The following is a 13,776-nucleotide window of genomic DNA, read 5'->3' on the forward strand; positions in this document are numbered from 1 at the left end:
GTTTACTGGTGCTCAGAATACAACTTAGTTAAGATTTCTCTCGCTCCTTGTTCAAGCAGTTGATTAGCGAGTTGAATACCTAGCTGCTCGGCGTGCTGACGATCACCCCGAATTTCTCCTCGGATGATGTGCGAACCATCTGGTTCACCGACTAACGCTCGTAGCCAAATTTGCTTACCTTCCAAGACGGTATAACTACCAATAGGCACTTGACAGCCACCCTGCAAGGTTAAATTCATCGCGCGTTCGCAGCGGACGCGATCCGCCGTATCTAGGTGATTAAGTGGCTCAAGCAGTGTGAGTAGGCGTCGATCATTTAAGCGACATTCAATACCAACCGCTCCTTGACCAACGGCTGGCAGCGATTGTTCGGGTTCAAGAAAGCTAGCGATCCGATCTTCGAGCTTCAAGCGTTTAAGTCCTGCGGCGGCTAGTACGATAGCATCAAATTCTCCGGCATCCAGCTTTGCTAAGCGAGTGCCGACATTACCGCGCAATTGTTTGATGGTAATATCTGGGCGAGCTTCTTTGATTTGGCATTGGCGGCGTAAGCTACAAGTACCTACAATTGCACCATGAGGAAGCTCATCAAGAGAAACATAGCGGTTCGAGACGAAAGCATCTCGAGGATCGTCACGTTCACAAATTGTCACTAAACCTAAGCCATCGGGAAAGTCGACCGGGACATCTTTCATCGAGTGAACGGCTAAATCGGCCCTGTTTTCCAGTATAGCTAGTTCTAACTCTTTGACAAAAAGCCCTTTTCCTCCGACTTTAGCCAGGGGAGTATCGAGTAACACATCGCCTCGGGTGACCATGGTTACTAGTTCCACTTCCAACCCCGGATGCGCTGCTTGTAAAGCATCTTTGACAAAATGTGCTTGCCATAAAGCCAGTGGGCTTTGGCGGGTAGCAATACGAATCGGCGTAGTGGTCATAATCATCCCATAAAAACAGTCAACAATAACAGTATCCTAACATTGTGGACGAGAAAGTCTTACTACTAGATAGTCAGCCGGCGTTTTTGTGATTAAATTGAACTGAATTGACTAAAAGAATGTGATTAATCTCTCGTTTGTTCGCGGACTGACTAGGAGAAAACGCGTCTTCTCGCACACACTGATGGCCTATTTTATTTGGATCAGAACGCTGGCAATATAGAAGAGAAATGGTCGTGAACCGCACGACTATGCAGCGAAAGTTAGCTAACATGCTGATTTCTTCACGATGGTACAACTTTAGTCGAGTGATAAAGGGAGATAGCTTTACCCAGTCCGATTAAAGTGTTAAATTGATCACGTTTTGTTGGCGCTTTCGCGTAAAACATAACCAAAGCGCGCATTAATGTTTCAACCAAGGAACCAACCTTGCAGGCTTACACCACGACCTTAATTCAACGACTGGATAATCTCAACCGGCAACGAACTGAACGGGCGCTGGCGCTTATGGATTTACAAGGTCAACGTGTTTTTCAATTAATTCCTGCATTGCTGCATTACAACCATCCGTTAATTCCTGGCTATTTAGACCAGCAAGTTCCCCATGGTATCGACAATTTTGAGATGAATGCGGTTCAGCAGCAATTAGTCGAAGATACCGAACTGGCGTTAGGTCAGCCGCTTCATGCTCCTAAACAACCGATGATTTTAGGGCTTTACACGATGGGGAGTACCTCATCCATCGGGCAAAGTTCATCCAGTGACTTAGACATTTGGGTCTGTGTATCGGCGTCGATGGATTGTGATGATCGAGAAAGTTTAAGCAATAAGTGCTTGCTCATTACTGATTGGGCGAAAAATCAAGGCGTGGAAGCGAACTTTTTTATCATGGACGAGCAGCGTTTTCGGCATAACCGTTCTGATAAAATGACCGGTGAAAACTGTGGTTCCTCACAACATTTGCTGTTATTAGATGAATTTTATCGTTCGGCAGTTCGGCTAGCCGGTAAACGGTTGCTGTGGCAAATTGTCCCGCCAGAGATGGAAGAGTGTTACGAAGAATATGTCGAGCAGCTTTGTGCTAACCAATATATTGATTGTTCAGAGTGGATCGATTTTGGTCGCTTAAACCGTATCCCTGCCGAAGAGTATTTTGGTGCTAATTTATGGCAACTGTATAAAAGTATTGATTCACCGTATAAATCCGTACTTAAAGCCACGCTGTTGGAGGCTTATTCATGGGAGTATCCTCATACGCAACTGCTCAGTATTGATACCAAGCGCCGCTTTTTTGCTCATGAGCCTGATTTGTATGGGATGGATGCCTACTATTTGATGCTTAAAAAAGTGACGCGCTATCTCCTTCAGATCGGTGATCATACTCGACTCGATTTAGTTCGGCGTTGTTTTTACTTGAAAACTCATGAAAAGCTCTCACGCGAAGCGCAAGTCGATTCGGTTGCGTGGCGACGGGAAGCTTTGCAACATATGGTGCAAGAGTGGCAATGGGACACGGCAACCCTGCAAGAATTAGATAACCGTCGGCATTGGAAAGTGGAGCAAGTAAAAATCGTTCACCATGCTTTACTTGATGCGTTAATGCTCAGTTATCGTAATTTGATTCAATTTGCCCGTCGTCATGACATTACTTCGGCAATCAGTCCGCAGGATATTTCGATTTTAGCGCGTAAGCTGTATGCCGCATTTGAAGTCTTACCGGGTAAAGTGACCTTATTAAACCCCCAAATTTCGCCAGATTTACACGAAACTGACTTAACATTTATCGAAGTCCCAACGGGGCGAATAAATCCTTCCGGTTGGTATTTGTATAAACAACCACCAATTGCACAACGCATGATGGGGCAGCGTTATTTAGAACAGAATGAATATTTAAGTAAACTGGTCGCTTGGGCTTTTTTTAATGGATTAATTACCGAGTCAACCAATTTGCATTCGGTCGTTCGTTGTGCTCAGTTGGATCTTGATAAGTTTTATCAAATGGTGAGCGATTTACGCAATACTTTTTCTCTGCATAAACGACGCCCTACAATGGCAGCACTGGCTAGCCCATGTGAAATCAGCCAACTGGCAATGTTTATCAATTTTGAAAGTGATCCCACGGTGCAACTTGCTGGTAAATCGTTAAAAGTCGATTTAAAAACGTTGGATATTTTTAGTTTCGGCTCTCAACAGCAGTGCTTAGTGGGTAGTGTTGATTTGGTTTATCGCAACTCATGGCAAGAAGTACGTACACTGCATTTTAAAGGAGAAACGGCGATCCTTGATGCCCTAAAAACGATATTGGGTAAAATGCATCAAGATGCACTTCCTCCTGAATCGGTCGATGTTTTTTGCTACAGTAAAAATTTACGTGGTGTGATGCGTAATTTGATTTATCAATTGTTGGCAGAATGTATCGATCTGCGTCTTAAACCGGTGGAACAAGAAAAACGTCGTCGATTTAAAGCGTTACGTCTCGGAAAACAGATGTATGGATTGTTTTTTGAACGACGCGGTGTGTCTGTTCAACGGTTAGAAAACTCGGTTGATTTCTATCGCAGTATCTCCAGTAATAAGTTGAAAGGGTCACCGTTGCTGATGCTAGATAGAGAGCAGGATTATCAGCTTCCAGAGGTCGTCGATGGATTTGCCAGTGAAGGGTTAGTACAGTTCTTTTTTGAAGACACCGAAAAAGGATTTAATATTTATGTGCTAGATGAAGCCAATCGGATCGAAGTTTACCATCAGTATAATGGTGAAAAAGATGAGATGATTGCCAGTGTTAATAGCTTTTATACTTCAGTTCGCGATGATAATAAAATTGCCTCGAAATTAATTAATTTTAACTTACCCCAATATTATCAGATCATTCATCCCGAGGAAGGAGAAAGCTACGTGGTACCTTATCGTAACGACTCGGTACTCTATTCTCGGCCCTCTAAAGCGGTTCATGGTTATTGATGAAACATGGTTACTGATGAAAAGAGCATCGAAATGCTCCTTCGCAACGCAGTGATGATTAGTCAAATTGATCATGTAACGAGCATAATCTAAGCCCAATCAATTGGTTCTCCGGCGTGTTTTTCACATTCTTGTTTGACCATGTCCAATAGTTCGATACCTGTTTTCGAGCAAAGCCAGTGCTCGTTTTGCCACTGAAAATGAAATCCACCAGATTTTGATGCCAGCCAAATTTCTTTCATCGGTTCTTGGCGGTTGATAATAATTTGGCTACGGTCATCAAACTCTAACGTCATCACGTTACCAGATGTCTCATAATCAATATCAGCTCCTGTCTCATCAATCAGTTGTTCAATGAGTTGCATTTGAGTTTCCGCTTGCTGATGAAATTCAGTTTCGTTCATCGTATCTATCCTATTGCTTTTCTTTATTGTGGTGCGATTATAGGAGGCATTGATTCAATAATCACGATATGCAAAATGAAAAAGTCTGTCACCGCACTGTTTTTGTTGTCTGTACTCGCATTAGCGGGGTGTGGACAAACTGGCCCATTGTACCTGCCTGATGATACTCAGCAGAGTGAACAAAGTCAGTAGACTTAAGCAATTAGATTAAGGGAAAGAATTTTGGATTACTTCAATTATCAGGACGATGGTCAACTGTGGGCAGAAAATGTGGCTTTGTCACATTTGGCTGAGCAATACGGCACGCCACTGTATGTTTATTCTAGAGCGACACTGGAGCGTCATTGGCGAGCCTTTGATCATGCGTTGGCTGGGCATCCTCACCTTATATGTTACGCGGTTAAGGCAAACTCTAATTTAGGGGTGCTTAATACTTTGGCTCGGTTGGGATCGGGATTTGATATCGTTTCTGGTGGTGAACTGGAGCGTGTTATTGCTGCAGGGGGCGATCCCAGTAAGGTGGTCTTCTCTGGGGTTGGTAAAACAGCACAAGAGATGAAACGGGCATTAACGCTGAAGATAAAATGCTTTAATGTTGAGTCGGAACCGGAGCTTGAGCGGCTTAATCAGGTTGCTGGTGAGTTAGGCGTAACCGCGCCGGTTTCTCTACGTATTAATCCTGATGTCGATGCAAAAACCCACCCTTATATTTCCACCGGATTACGTGACAATAAATTTGGTATCGCCTTTGAGCGTGCACCTGAAGTTTACCGTTTAGCACAGCGCTTACCGAATATTGAAGTGCGTGGAATCGACTGCCATATCGGTTCACAGTTGACGGAAATAACCCCTTTTATTGATGCGACGGATCGTTTACTGGCTTTAATTGATTCATTGCAGGCCGAAGGTATTACGATTGGGCACCTTGATGTAGGTGGGGGGCTTGGTGTGGTTTATCGTGATGAGCATCCTCCTCAGCCTTCAGATTATGCTAAAGCATTGTTGGCGCGTTTAGCCAATCATCAGCATTTAGAGTTGATCTTTGAACCTGGACGCGCAATTGCTGCCAATGCCGGTGTTTTGTTGACACGGGTTGAATTTCTTAAACATACCGAACATAAAAACTTTGCCATTATTGATGCGGCGATGAATGATTTAATGCGGCCAGCTTTGTATCAAGCTTGGCAAAATATCGTGCCTGTTGTCCCGCGTTCAGGGGATGCGATCAAGTATGATTTGGTTGGCCCTGTATGTGAAACGGGTGATTTCTTAGGGAAAGATCGTGCCTTAGTGTTAGCGAATGGCGATCTATTAGCGGTACGATCGGCAGGGGCTTACGGCTTTGCAATGTCGTCTAACTACAATACCCGCACTCGCGCGGCAGAGGTTATGGTGGATGGCGACAAAACCTACCTCGTTCGTCAGCGGGAACCTCTTTCCAGCCTGTGGGCCTTGGAAAGTCTTTTGCCAGAGTAAAGTGATTTCTTATGCATTTCCATTTTTCTAAAATGCACGGTTTGGGTAATGATTTTATGGTCGTTGATTGTATTACCCAGAACGTTTTCTTTTCCCCCGATTTGATTCGGCGTTTAGCGAATCGACATACTGGTGTTGGTTTTGACCAATTGTTGGTGGTGGAAGCACCGTATGATCCAGAAACCGATTTTCATTACCGCATTTTTAATGCCGACGGTAGTGAAGTTGAGCAGTGTGGCAACGGTGCGCGTTGTTTTGCTCGTTTTGTACGCATGAAAGGATTGACCAATAAGTACCAACTGAGTGTGAGTACCAAAAAAGGTAAAATGGTGCTTTCCATCGAAGAGGATGATCAAATTACCGTCAATATGGGGGTGCCAGAGTTTGAGCCGAATAAAATACCATTTCGTGCTAAACAGGCAGAAAAAACCTATATCATGCGTGTTGATGAGCAAACTTTGTTTTGTGGAGCCGTTAGTATGGGGAACCCGCATGTGGTAACGATCGTTGAGGATGTAGCAACAGCAGCAGTACAAACGTTAGGCCCGTTGCTGGAAGCTCATGAACGCTTTCCTGAGCGAGTGAATGCGGGTTTTATGCAAGTGATTGATCGGCAAAAAATTAAACTCCGTGTCTATGAGCGAGGTTCCGGTGAAACTCAAGCTTGTGGTAGTGGTGCTTGTGCGGCTGTCGCGGTGGGGGTTACTCAAGGGCTTTTGGATCCAACGGTGACGGTTCAATTACCGGGAGGATGCTTAGATGTGCGTTGGCAAGGGCCGGGGCAACCTTTGTATATGACCGGGCCTGCCACTCATGTATTTGATGGTCAATTATCTTGTTAAATTAAGGATGTGTTTTGTTACAACAACAGGCTGATGCCTTGACCGCTGAAGTGGTCGCTGAGTATTTACGCGATCACCCAGATTTTTTTCTCCATTATCCTCAGTTGGTTGAGTCATTTTCATTGCCTCGTTCCGATGCAGGAACGATCTCTCTCGTTCATATACAAATGGCGCGGCAGCGACAACGTATTGAAGAGTTAGAAGAAGAGATCACCACCTTAATGTCGTTGGCGGCGAACAATGATCGAACCTTTCATGAATTTATGGCGTTGCAAGAAACATTGCTGCAATGTCGTTCGTTGCGCCAAGTTTTTCAAGCCATTGAAGGTACGGCAAAGCGTCTAGGGTTAACGGCCTATGTCCGTTTGATTGGCTCACCGATGAATGAGTATGCCATCACCCAAGAGCAATGGCAGCGCTTTGCCACTAATCACTTCAATGGTAAATCGGCTTATTTAGGGCGTTTACGGCAGGCTGATCGTCATCAGTTGTTTGGTGAACAGAGTTTGACCCCGGAAATGGGGTCTTACGTCGTTCTGGCGCTAGGTTCTTCGCAATCTCAAGGAGTTTTAGCCTTCGCAAGTACGGATGGTGGGCATTTTCAACCCTGTATGGATACCTTATTTTTGCGCCATTTAGCTTTAGTGCTGACTCATTTAATCGATTTACTCCCTTGGCAATATAGTGAACATGAACGAATCCATTCCCCCTCTGCCTAGTGGATTAACTCAGCCTTTACTGCGTTTCTATGAATATTTACGTAGTGAGAAGGGGCTAAGTATTCACACTCAACGTAACTATCGGCAGCAGTTGCATGCGATGGCGACGCATCTCAATCAAATGGGAATTACTCGATGGCAACAAGTGGATGCCGCTTGGGTTCGCCAGCTTGCCAGCAAAGGTATGCGCGAGGGGATGAAAGCCAGTAGCCTAGCAACGCGTCTTTCTTCTTTGCGTAGCTTTTTCGATTTTCTGATTTTACGCGGAGAGTTAGCAGCCAATCCTGCTAAAGGTGTTTCTGCACCAAGAAAACAACGCCCGTTACCGAAGAATTTAGATGTCGATGAAATGGCTCAACTGTTAGAGGTGGATGCCGATGATCCACTATCGATTCGTGATCGTGCCATTATGGAATTGATGTATGGCGCAGGTTTGCGGCTGGCTGAATTGGTAGGAATTAATGTAAAAGACATCAGTTTCAGTCGAGGTGAAATTCGTGTGATTGGAAAAGGCAACAAAGAGCGTAAAGCTCCGTTTTCTGGACAGGCAAAAGAGTGGGTCAGTAAATGGTTAAAAGTTCGCCCTAGCTTGCTCAAAGGAGATGAACCCGCACTATTTATTTCCAAGTTAGGCGTACGTATTTCTCATCGTAATGTACAAAAACGCTTGGCAGAATGGGGACAAAAACAGTCCGTTGCCAGCCATATCAGCCCGCATAAATTGCGCCACTCCTTTGCTACCCATATGTTGGAATCAAGCAATAACCTACGTGCGGTTCAGGAATTACTGGGGCATGAGAATATTTCAACCACACAAATTTATACCCATCTTGATTTTCAGCATCTCGCGCAGGTGTATGATCAAGCTCACCCTCGAGCCCGAAAAAAAACCAAGGAGTAGAGATGCATTTCTATCGTCAGTTACAACCGATTCAAGCGATGACGTTTGACTTGGACGACACGCTATACGATAACCATCCGGTCATTCGCCATTTAGAGCAACAAATTGCTCAGTGGCTTTATCAGCATCATCCCGTGACAGCCAGTCAACCGATGACATGGTGGAATCAATTAAAGTGGCAATTGGCTGACCATGATCCTTGGTTAAGTCATGACGTGACCCGATGGCGTTTTGAACAGATCAAACAAGGCCTACAGAAGTTAGGTTATTCACCGAATCAAGCAAAGCAAGCGGCACAAGAGGCGATCGAAGAAGTTTTACGACTCAGAAATTTAGTTACCGTGCCCCCACTTACTCACCAAGTCTTACGGTTACTTGCGCAGCAGGTGCCTTTGCTGGCAATTACCAATGGTAATGTGGATGTTGAACAGATAGGTCTGAGTGATTATTTTCAATTAGTGCTCAAGGCTGGGCCTGATGGACGTGCAAAACCCTATCCGGATCTCTTTTCGAAAGCGAGTCAGTATCTTCAACTTCCTGCCTCAGCTATTCTACATGTCGGCGATCATCTCGTGACCGATGTACAAGGTGCCAAGAATAACGGATTCCAAGCCTGTTGGTATAACGACCGAGGCCACACATTAGTTGCAAATCGTGATGCGAAAGTTTTACCGGATGTTGAGATAACCGATCTTTCACAACTTAAGGTATTGGTTTGCTGAATAAAAATTGTGACTGTATCAGATAATCATTAACCTGATTTTCAGATGGTATACGGTTTGATACCTATGCATAAGGCAGTGTTGCAAAATGAGTTACAGGAAGTATGTTTACGACGTCTTTATTCCTTTCTGAACATCAGTCGTTCAATGATATTCCATTAGAATTTATCTCGTCTGATCCCAGTAATCGATTAATTCAACTGATTTCCAGCCAGTCAACGGAATATGTACAGACGCTGGCAGATCAGTTGCTAACGCGATATCCAGATGCTCACTTGATCGGTTTTAGTGCTAACCAAATGGTCGATCACGGTGAAATTTGTCATACCGGTACACTGATCATTATCAGTCATTTTCATCACAGCCAGTTAACCAGTACCGCGCAAGTTCGCACCCTGTCAGGCAAAAAAGATGTTGAGCAGTTACTTGATCAGCTTGCTTTACAAGCCGATACCCAATGTTTGCTCTGTTTTGTCGCACAAATGGATGAACAGGAGCACTTTCGAGCGTTTAATTATTTAGCGCCTGGCATTCAGGTTGCTGGAGGGGCCGCGACAGAAACACCTTATGGGACATGGGTATTACATGGTCGGCAATTGTACGATGATGCCATGGTCTGTGTCGCGTTTCATGGGGAATGCTTAAAAGTTAAAACCGGAGCCTACACCGAATGGAACCCACTTGGCCGTAGTTTTCGTGTCACAGCAGCTGAAGGCAATAGGGTATGTCGCTTGGATGATATGCCGATCCGTCAAGTGTACAACCGTTACTTAGGCGATCATCAGCAGGTACCGCTAGAGATGTTACATAATTTTCCGCTGATCAAAGGTGAGTTAGCATTACAAGATGTTTATGTGCCTCAGTATGAAGATGAGCGGGGATTGGTGTTTAATAAAGCCTTATCTGTCGGCGATGAAGTTCGTTTTTGTTTTGATCATCCGTCCTTAACGCTTGAACAGGTGCAGTTAGGTGCCGAGCAACTACGCCTTTTTCAACCTGAACAGATTTTTATTTATAACTGCACTTCTCGGTTAGATTTTATTGAAGACAACCAAGAGCTTTTACCATTTCAACGGGTTGCATTAACCTCTGGCGGATATTGTGCAGGGGAGTTGTGGCATGATGGTCAATTACAGCGAGTGTTGCACCACAGTATGACCTATTTTGCTATTCGTGAAGGCGAGCCGAGCCAAGAAGCAATACCTCCCTTGAATTGTGCACGACATGATGAGTTAGCGCCTTTATTTAGTCTGATTCGTAATGCGTTGGATGATTTAGATGAAATGAACCGCGATTTATCGTTGAAAATTCAAGATCAAGCTTCTCTGCTAACCGCTACTTATCGGGTTGATCGCAGGACGGGGCTACCGAATCGAGTGGTATTACGTGAAAAATTATTACGTATGGCAACCAATGAATATTTACTGGCATTGAAGTTAACTAATTTCAATCAAATTAATGAAAAATATGGTTATCAGGTTGGCGATCAATTATTACTGGATTTAACTGGTCACTTTCAACGTTACCTCGCTGAACATCTTCCGGAGAAAAGCGCTTTATATGCAATCGGCGTTGGAGAGTGGGCCGCGATGCTGACTGTCGACGTTGACGAAGAAGCCATCCATCGCACTTTCTCTCAATTTGTCGAACAGCTTGAACATGTCAACTTTGAGCCGTTTGGTTTACCTGAAATTGATTACGTGTCGGTTTCTTTGTGTGCTGGATTAGTCAGTCGCAAAGAGTTCCCAGAACAGGATGCGGATGATTTATTGCTCCGTGCCATTGAGGCAAGACGCTATGCTTTTCGTCGTAATCGTCACTTTTGTAGTGCGACCCGGTTACGCACTCATGAGCAATTGCGCCAACAGCGGCTCAGCTGGTTATCTTGTGTTAGCCGAGCGGTGTTGGATGACAAGGTACTCGTTTATGCACAGCCAATTGTCCATGCTCAATCTCATCAATTGGCTTCTTATGAATGTTTAGTGCGGATTGAAGATGAGGGAGAGATTGTTTTACCTGGACGATTTTTACCCATCATTGAAGGCAGCCATCTCTATACGCGCTTAAGTCGGCAGATGATTCATCGAACTTTTGAGTTGATGCGTCACCGTCATGAAGATTTTTCCATTAATCTATCGGCACAAGATTTAATGAGTGATCGCACATTACAACGTCTTGAAACAGCGATTCAATCTTTGGCTAATCCCGCTCGAGTCGGGCTTGAAGTGCTTGAGAATGAACAAATCAAAGATTATGGACATATGATTGAAGTGTGTGAGCATTTTCGTCGTTTAGGGGTGAGAATTATCGTTGACGATTTTGGTAGTGGTTATTCAAACATTGATGAAATCATTAAGCTTGAGCCTCAGGTGATTAAACTAGATGGCAGTTTAATTCGTAATATCGACCAAGATATGAAACAACGCAAAATAGCTCAGCAACTGGTGAAGTTATGCCAGGTGTTAAACGCTAAAACCGTGGCTGAGTTTGTACATAACGAGACGGTATGCCAGATCAGTCAAGATATGGGCATCGATTATTTGCAAGGCTTTTACCTAGGCCAGCCACAGAGTTTATGTTCTTTACTGAACATTCCGCGTCAAGCCAGGTAATCAACCAGTGCGTGCCCGCTTTTATCCGCTTGCAGAGTACGCATAAAACGATTAAGAAAATGATTCAGCCGTTGTGCATTTTCTGCTTCATTGAGTGAGTCGAGTAACGCAGCTCCCACTTCTAAGGTACATAAATGTCCGTTTTGTTGGTGGCGTCTTAATTGGTAACATGACTCGTTTGGCGTAGTAATGTAGACATGAGGGATGGTTAACCAAGGGCTTTTACGTAACATTTTTTTCGCTTCCTGCCATGTTCCATCAAGCAAGATAAAATGCATTTTTTTGCCCTTTATTTTCGCGTTTTGTAGTGGCTGAGCGACAGGAAGGCTTTGTGCACTTGGGTAAACCAGTACCGAATGATAATTCGGGTCGGCAATGCGCTGTAATAATGCGCGGGGGGGTGAGGTTCGTCGCCAAGTAAAAGTGGTGCAGTGGGGCAGCGCTTTGACCAGCCACTGGCCAGTATTCGTCTCACGCAGGAACTCATTTTCATGCGTGAGTAATGAAAGGTGCAACTCACTGGATAGTCGAGGAATGGCTGCACACAAGCATTGGTGGGTTAAACCGCAACCAGAACACGCTGACATTAAAGTTTTACTCCTGTGCGTGGCGATAAGCCATCAGAAAATAGGCTGACACCGCTAATGTCACTGGCGTGAGCGGTTTTTGATTTTTTGCTTGTCACCGGATAACTGATCCCGTTGTATTGCAGTTGGTGGATGGTGATCGTTTGCTTTGTACTGATTGGGAGCATTAGATCTTGCCAGCCATACTGTGAACGTTTTCCTAATCGAAAAGGCGTCTGAACGCCATTGATACGGCTATTAAAATGCCATTCACCGTGCTTTTGTTCGAAAATAAGCAAAGTGCACTGTGTGTGCTGACACCAATCGAGTTGCACCAGAAGTTCTGGGTGCTGATTACCATTCAAGTCATATTTTAACCAGCGGTAATGGATTTGTGCGGGATCGGTTTTATGCAGCGCAAAGTATCGGCGTACCGCTTGGTCAACCTCTTCGTCATATTCATCTCGGGAAGGGATGTTGTGCACGGTTTGATCAAGCGGCGGCTTTTCGGTGCTGGGGCGAGGACTTATCGGCTTTGCTTGAAAAAGAATCAGGCCACCATTGCGGATTGGATAGACTACATTGCCTATTTTTTCCTTATCGGCATGGAGTTGATAACCACGGCGGCTAAATACTCGTTCCGAGAGTAAATACTGTTGCTGGTGCAAGGTCATCACGACTTGAATTTGATCAGGATTAAGCTGTTGCCAGAATCCTTTTTCAACCAGTTCGCGTTCGCCATTTAAATAGCGGTAGCGAGTGGTTGCGCTATGATCGGGATTGAGTTCCAATGTTACGCCAAAACCTTGCTGCTCTGTTGCACTGGCAAAGTAGTTGCCTACCCACTCTTGTGTCGTATCCAGATTGCTGAGCACGGCGCAGCCTTGGTAAGTTTCCCCTTTGAGAGTGAGAGTTGAACGCCAACTGTATAAATTATCACTCATGCTATCGGTGCATGTTGTTTGCTCTAAGGTGAGAGCCCCCTGCTCAAACTGATAAATACGACGGCTAGCGGATAACTGACTACTCTGAATGGTCAATAATTGTTTATCACTACCTAATGGCTGAAATTCCAACCCTTGAGCAGAAAATTGAACAGACCAAAATGGTTCTGTACCAAATGCCCGAGTTGGATTGGTGGGATGCTGGCAACGTTGAGTATTTTCTGCGCTTAATTGGTTGATTTGCTGCACGACAAAGCGAGCGAGGTAGTCGGCATTGAATCCCGTTTGGCTCGGTGGTACAAGGTAGCCAATCATTTCACCATAAAGGATTTGATAAGGAGACTGATTTAGCTTTTGTGCTGGCACGCTAAGTTCGGGAGGTAACTCTAACCAATATTGTTGGTTACTCCCACAGGGAGTAAAAGAGCGGACTTCTGGCCCTATAACCACTTCACCTCGCATAATAAAACTTTGTGCAACGACCGTCGCCGGATTATCTAACGTGGCATTCACAGGCGTTATCGCTTGCTCGGTAGGCTGGGATGACGAACACGCTTGTACAGCGAGTAGGGCTAGGATGACCGCTGGAATTCTCAGCTGCTTCATGGTTTCTCTTCCTCGTAAAAAACGCAACCAACGTTGATGCATTATGGCATATCGTGGCTTTAAAACTGAACCTAAGGGAAGCGCT

Annotated in this window: 12 protein-coding genes; 8 read left to right on the plus strand and 4 right to left on the minus strand. The window is 44.7% G+C overall.

Features of this window, described 5'->3' with window-relative positions; all coding sequences use genetic code 11:
* Nucleotides 1-2: 2 nt before the first annotated feature.
* The gene (hemC, locus tag B7C60_RS02890; RefSeq protein ID WP_099610392.1) at nt 3-938 is read right to left on the minus strand and encodes a hydroxymethylbilane synthase; all 936 of its coding nucleotides are present in this window, start codon (nt 936-938) and stop codon (nt 3-5) included.
* A gap of 429 nt (nt 939-1,367) precedes the next feature.
* Between hemC and B7C60_RS02900 the strand changes: the two genes are divergently transcribed.
* Nucleotides 1,368-3,899, plus strand: coding sequence for a class I adenylate cyclase (locus tag B7C60_RS02900; RefSeq protein ID WP_099610349.1), 2,532 nt, complete (start codon nt 1,368-1,370; stop codon nt 3,897-3,899).
* A gap of 89 nt (nt 3,900-3,988) precedes the next feature.
* Here B7C60_RS02900 and cyaY read toward each other — a convergent pair whose 3' ends face one another.
* The gene (gene cyaY / locus B7C60_RS02905) at nt 3,989-4,303 is read right to left on the minus strand and encodes an iron donor protein CyaY (RefSeq protein WP_099610350.1); all 315 of its coding nucleotides are present in this window, start codon (nt 4,301-4,303) and stop codon (nt 3,989-3,991) included.
* 75 nt (nt 4,304-4,378) lie between these two features.
* Between cyaY and lptM the strand changes: the two genes are divergently transcribed.
* The 7 genes from lptM to B7C60_RS02940 all read left to right on the plus strand — a co-directional run bounded on the left by lptM (nt 4,379) and on the right by B7C60_RS02940 (nt 11,575).
* A complete protein-coding gene (gene lptM / locus B7C60_RS20050) occupies nt 4,379-4,495 on the plus strand; it encodes an LPS translocon maturation chaperone LptM (RefSeq protein ID WP_425445490.1) in 117 nt (38 codons plus the stop codon).
* Nucleotides 4,496-4,525: 30 nt separating this feature from the next.
* Nucleotides 4,526-5,779 carry a diaminopimelate decarboxylase gene (lysA, locus tag B7C60_RS02915; protein ID WP_099610352.1) on the plus strand — a complete coding sequence of 418 codons (1,254 nt, stop codon included), beginning with the start codon at nt 4,526-4,528 and terminating at the stop codon, nt 5,777-5,779.
* An 11-nt stretch (nt 5,780-5,790) separates the two neighbouring features.
* Nucleotides 5,791-6,621, plus strand: a complete 831-nt coding sequence (dapF, locus tag B7C60_RS02920) for a diaminopimelate epimerase (RefSeq protein ID WP_099610353.1) — start codon at nt 5,791-5,793, stop codon at nt 6,619-6,621.
* Nucleotides 6,622-6,635: 14 nt separating this feature from the next.
* A complete protein-coding gene (locus tag B7C60_RS02925) occupies nt 6,636-7,340 on the plus strand; it encodes a DUF484 family protein (RefSeq protein WP_099610354.1) in 705 nt (234 codons plus the stop codon).
* Nucleotides 7,312-8,241, plus strand: coding sequence for a tyrosine recombinase XerC (gene xerC / locus B7C60_RS02930; protein WP_099610355.1), 930 nt, complete (start codon nt 7,312-7,314; stop codon nt 8,239-8,241). The genes B7C60_RS02925 and xerC overlap by 29 nt, the downstream gene beginning before the upstream one ends.
* Before the next feature lie 2 nt (nt 8,242-8,243).
* The gene (yigB, locus tag B7C60_RS02935) at nt 8,244-8,963 is read left to right on the plus strand and encodes a 5-amino-6-(5-phospho-D-ribitylamino)uracil phosphatase YigB (protein WP_099610356.1); all 720 of its coding nucleotides are present in this window, start codon (nt 8,244-8,246) and stop codon (nt 8,961-8,963) included.
* A gap of 104 nt (nt 8,964-9,067) precedes the next feature.
* On the plus strand, nt 9,068-11,575 hold the full coding sequence (locus tag B7C60_RS02940) for a bifunctional diguanylate cyclase/phosphodiesterase (RefSeq protein WP_099610357.1): 2,508 nt from the start codon (nt 9,068-9,070) through the stop codon (nt 11,573-11,575).
* Here B7C60_RS02940 and B7C60_RS02945 read toward each other — a convergent pair.
* Together B7C60_RS02945 and B7C60_RS02950 are read right to left on the minus strand one after the other, a co-directional pair.
* Nucleotides 11,563-12,162, minus strand: a complete 600-nt coding sequence (locus B7C60_RS02945) for a tRNA-uridine aminocarboxypropyltransferase (RefSeq protein WP_099610358.1) — start codon at nt 12,160-12,162, stop codon at nt 11,563-11,565. The genes B7C60_RS02940 and B7C60_RS02945 overlap by 13 nt on opposite strands.
* Nucleotides 12,162-13,691, minus strand: coding sequence for a COG3650 family protein (locus B7C60_RS02950; protein WP_099610394.1), 1,530 nt, complete (start codon nt 13,689-13,691; stop codon nt 12,162-12,164). The genes B7C60_RS02945 and B7C60_RS02950 overlap by 1 nt, the downstream gene beginning before the upstream one ends.
* Nucleotides 13,692-13,776 lie beyond the last annotated feature (85 nt).

It is taken from the genome of Vibrio fujianensis (assembly GCF_002749895.1).
Classification (GTDB): domain Bacteria; phylum Pseudomonadota; class Gammaproteobacteria; order Enterobacterales; family Vibrionaceae; genus Vibrio; species Vibrio fujianensis.

Coding starts and splice junctions, on each gene's coding strand:
- B7C60_RS02945 (WP_099610358.1), bottom strand. CDS start 12,162: ATGTCAGCGTGTTCTGGTTGCGGTTTAACCCACCAATGCTTGTGTGCA.
- lptM (WP_425445490.1), top strand. CDS start 4,379: ATGAAAAAGTCTGTCACCGCACTGTTTTTGTTGTCTGTACTCGCATTA.
- B7C60_RS02950 (WP_099610394.1), bottom strand. CDS start 13,691: ATGAAGCAGCTGAGAATTCCAGCGGTCATCCTAGCCCTACTCGCTGTA.
- yigB (WP_099610356.1), top strand. CDS start 8,244: ATGCATTTCTATCGTCAGTTACAACCGATTCAAGCGATGACGTTTGAC.
- hemC (WP_099610392.1), bottom strand. CDS start 938: ATGACCACTACGCCGATTCGTATTGCTACCCGCCAAAGCCCACTGGCT.
- dapF (WP_099610353.1), top strand. CDS start 5,791: ATGCATTTCCATTTTTCTAAAATGCACGGTTTGGGTAATGATTTTATG.
- cyaY (WP_099610350.1), bottom strand. CDS start 4,303: ATGAACGAAACTGAATTTCATCAGCAAGCGGAAACTCAAATGCAACTC.
- xerC (WP_099610355.1), top strand. CDS start 7,312: ATGAACGAATCCATTCCCCCTCTGCCTAGTGGATTAACTCAGCCTTTA.
- B7C60_RS02940 (WP_099610357.1), top strand. CDS start 9,068: ATGTTTACGACGTCTTTATTCCTTTCTGAACATCAGTCGTTCAATGAT.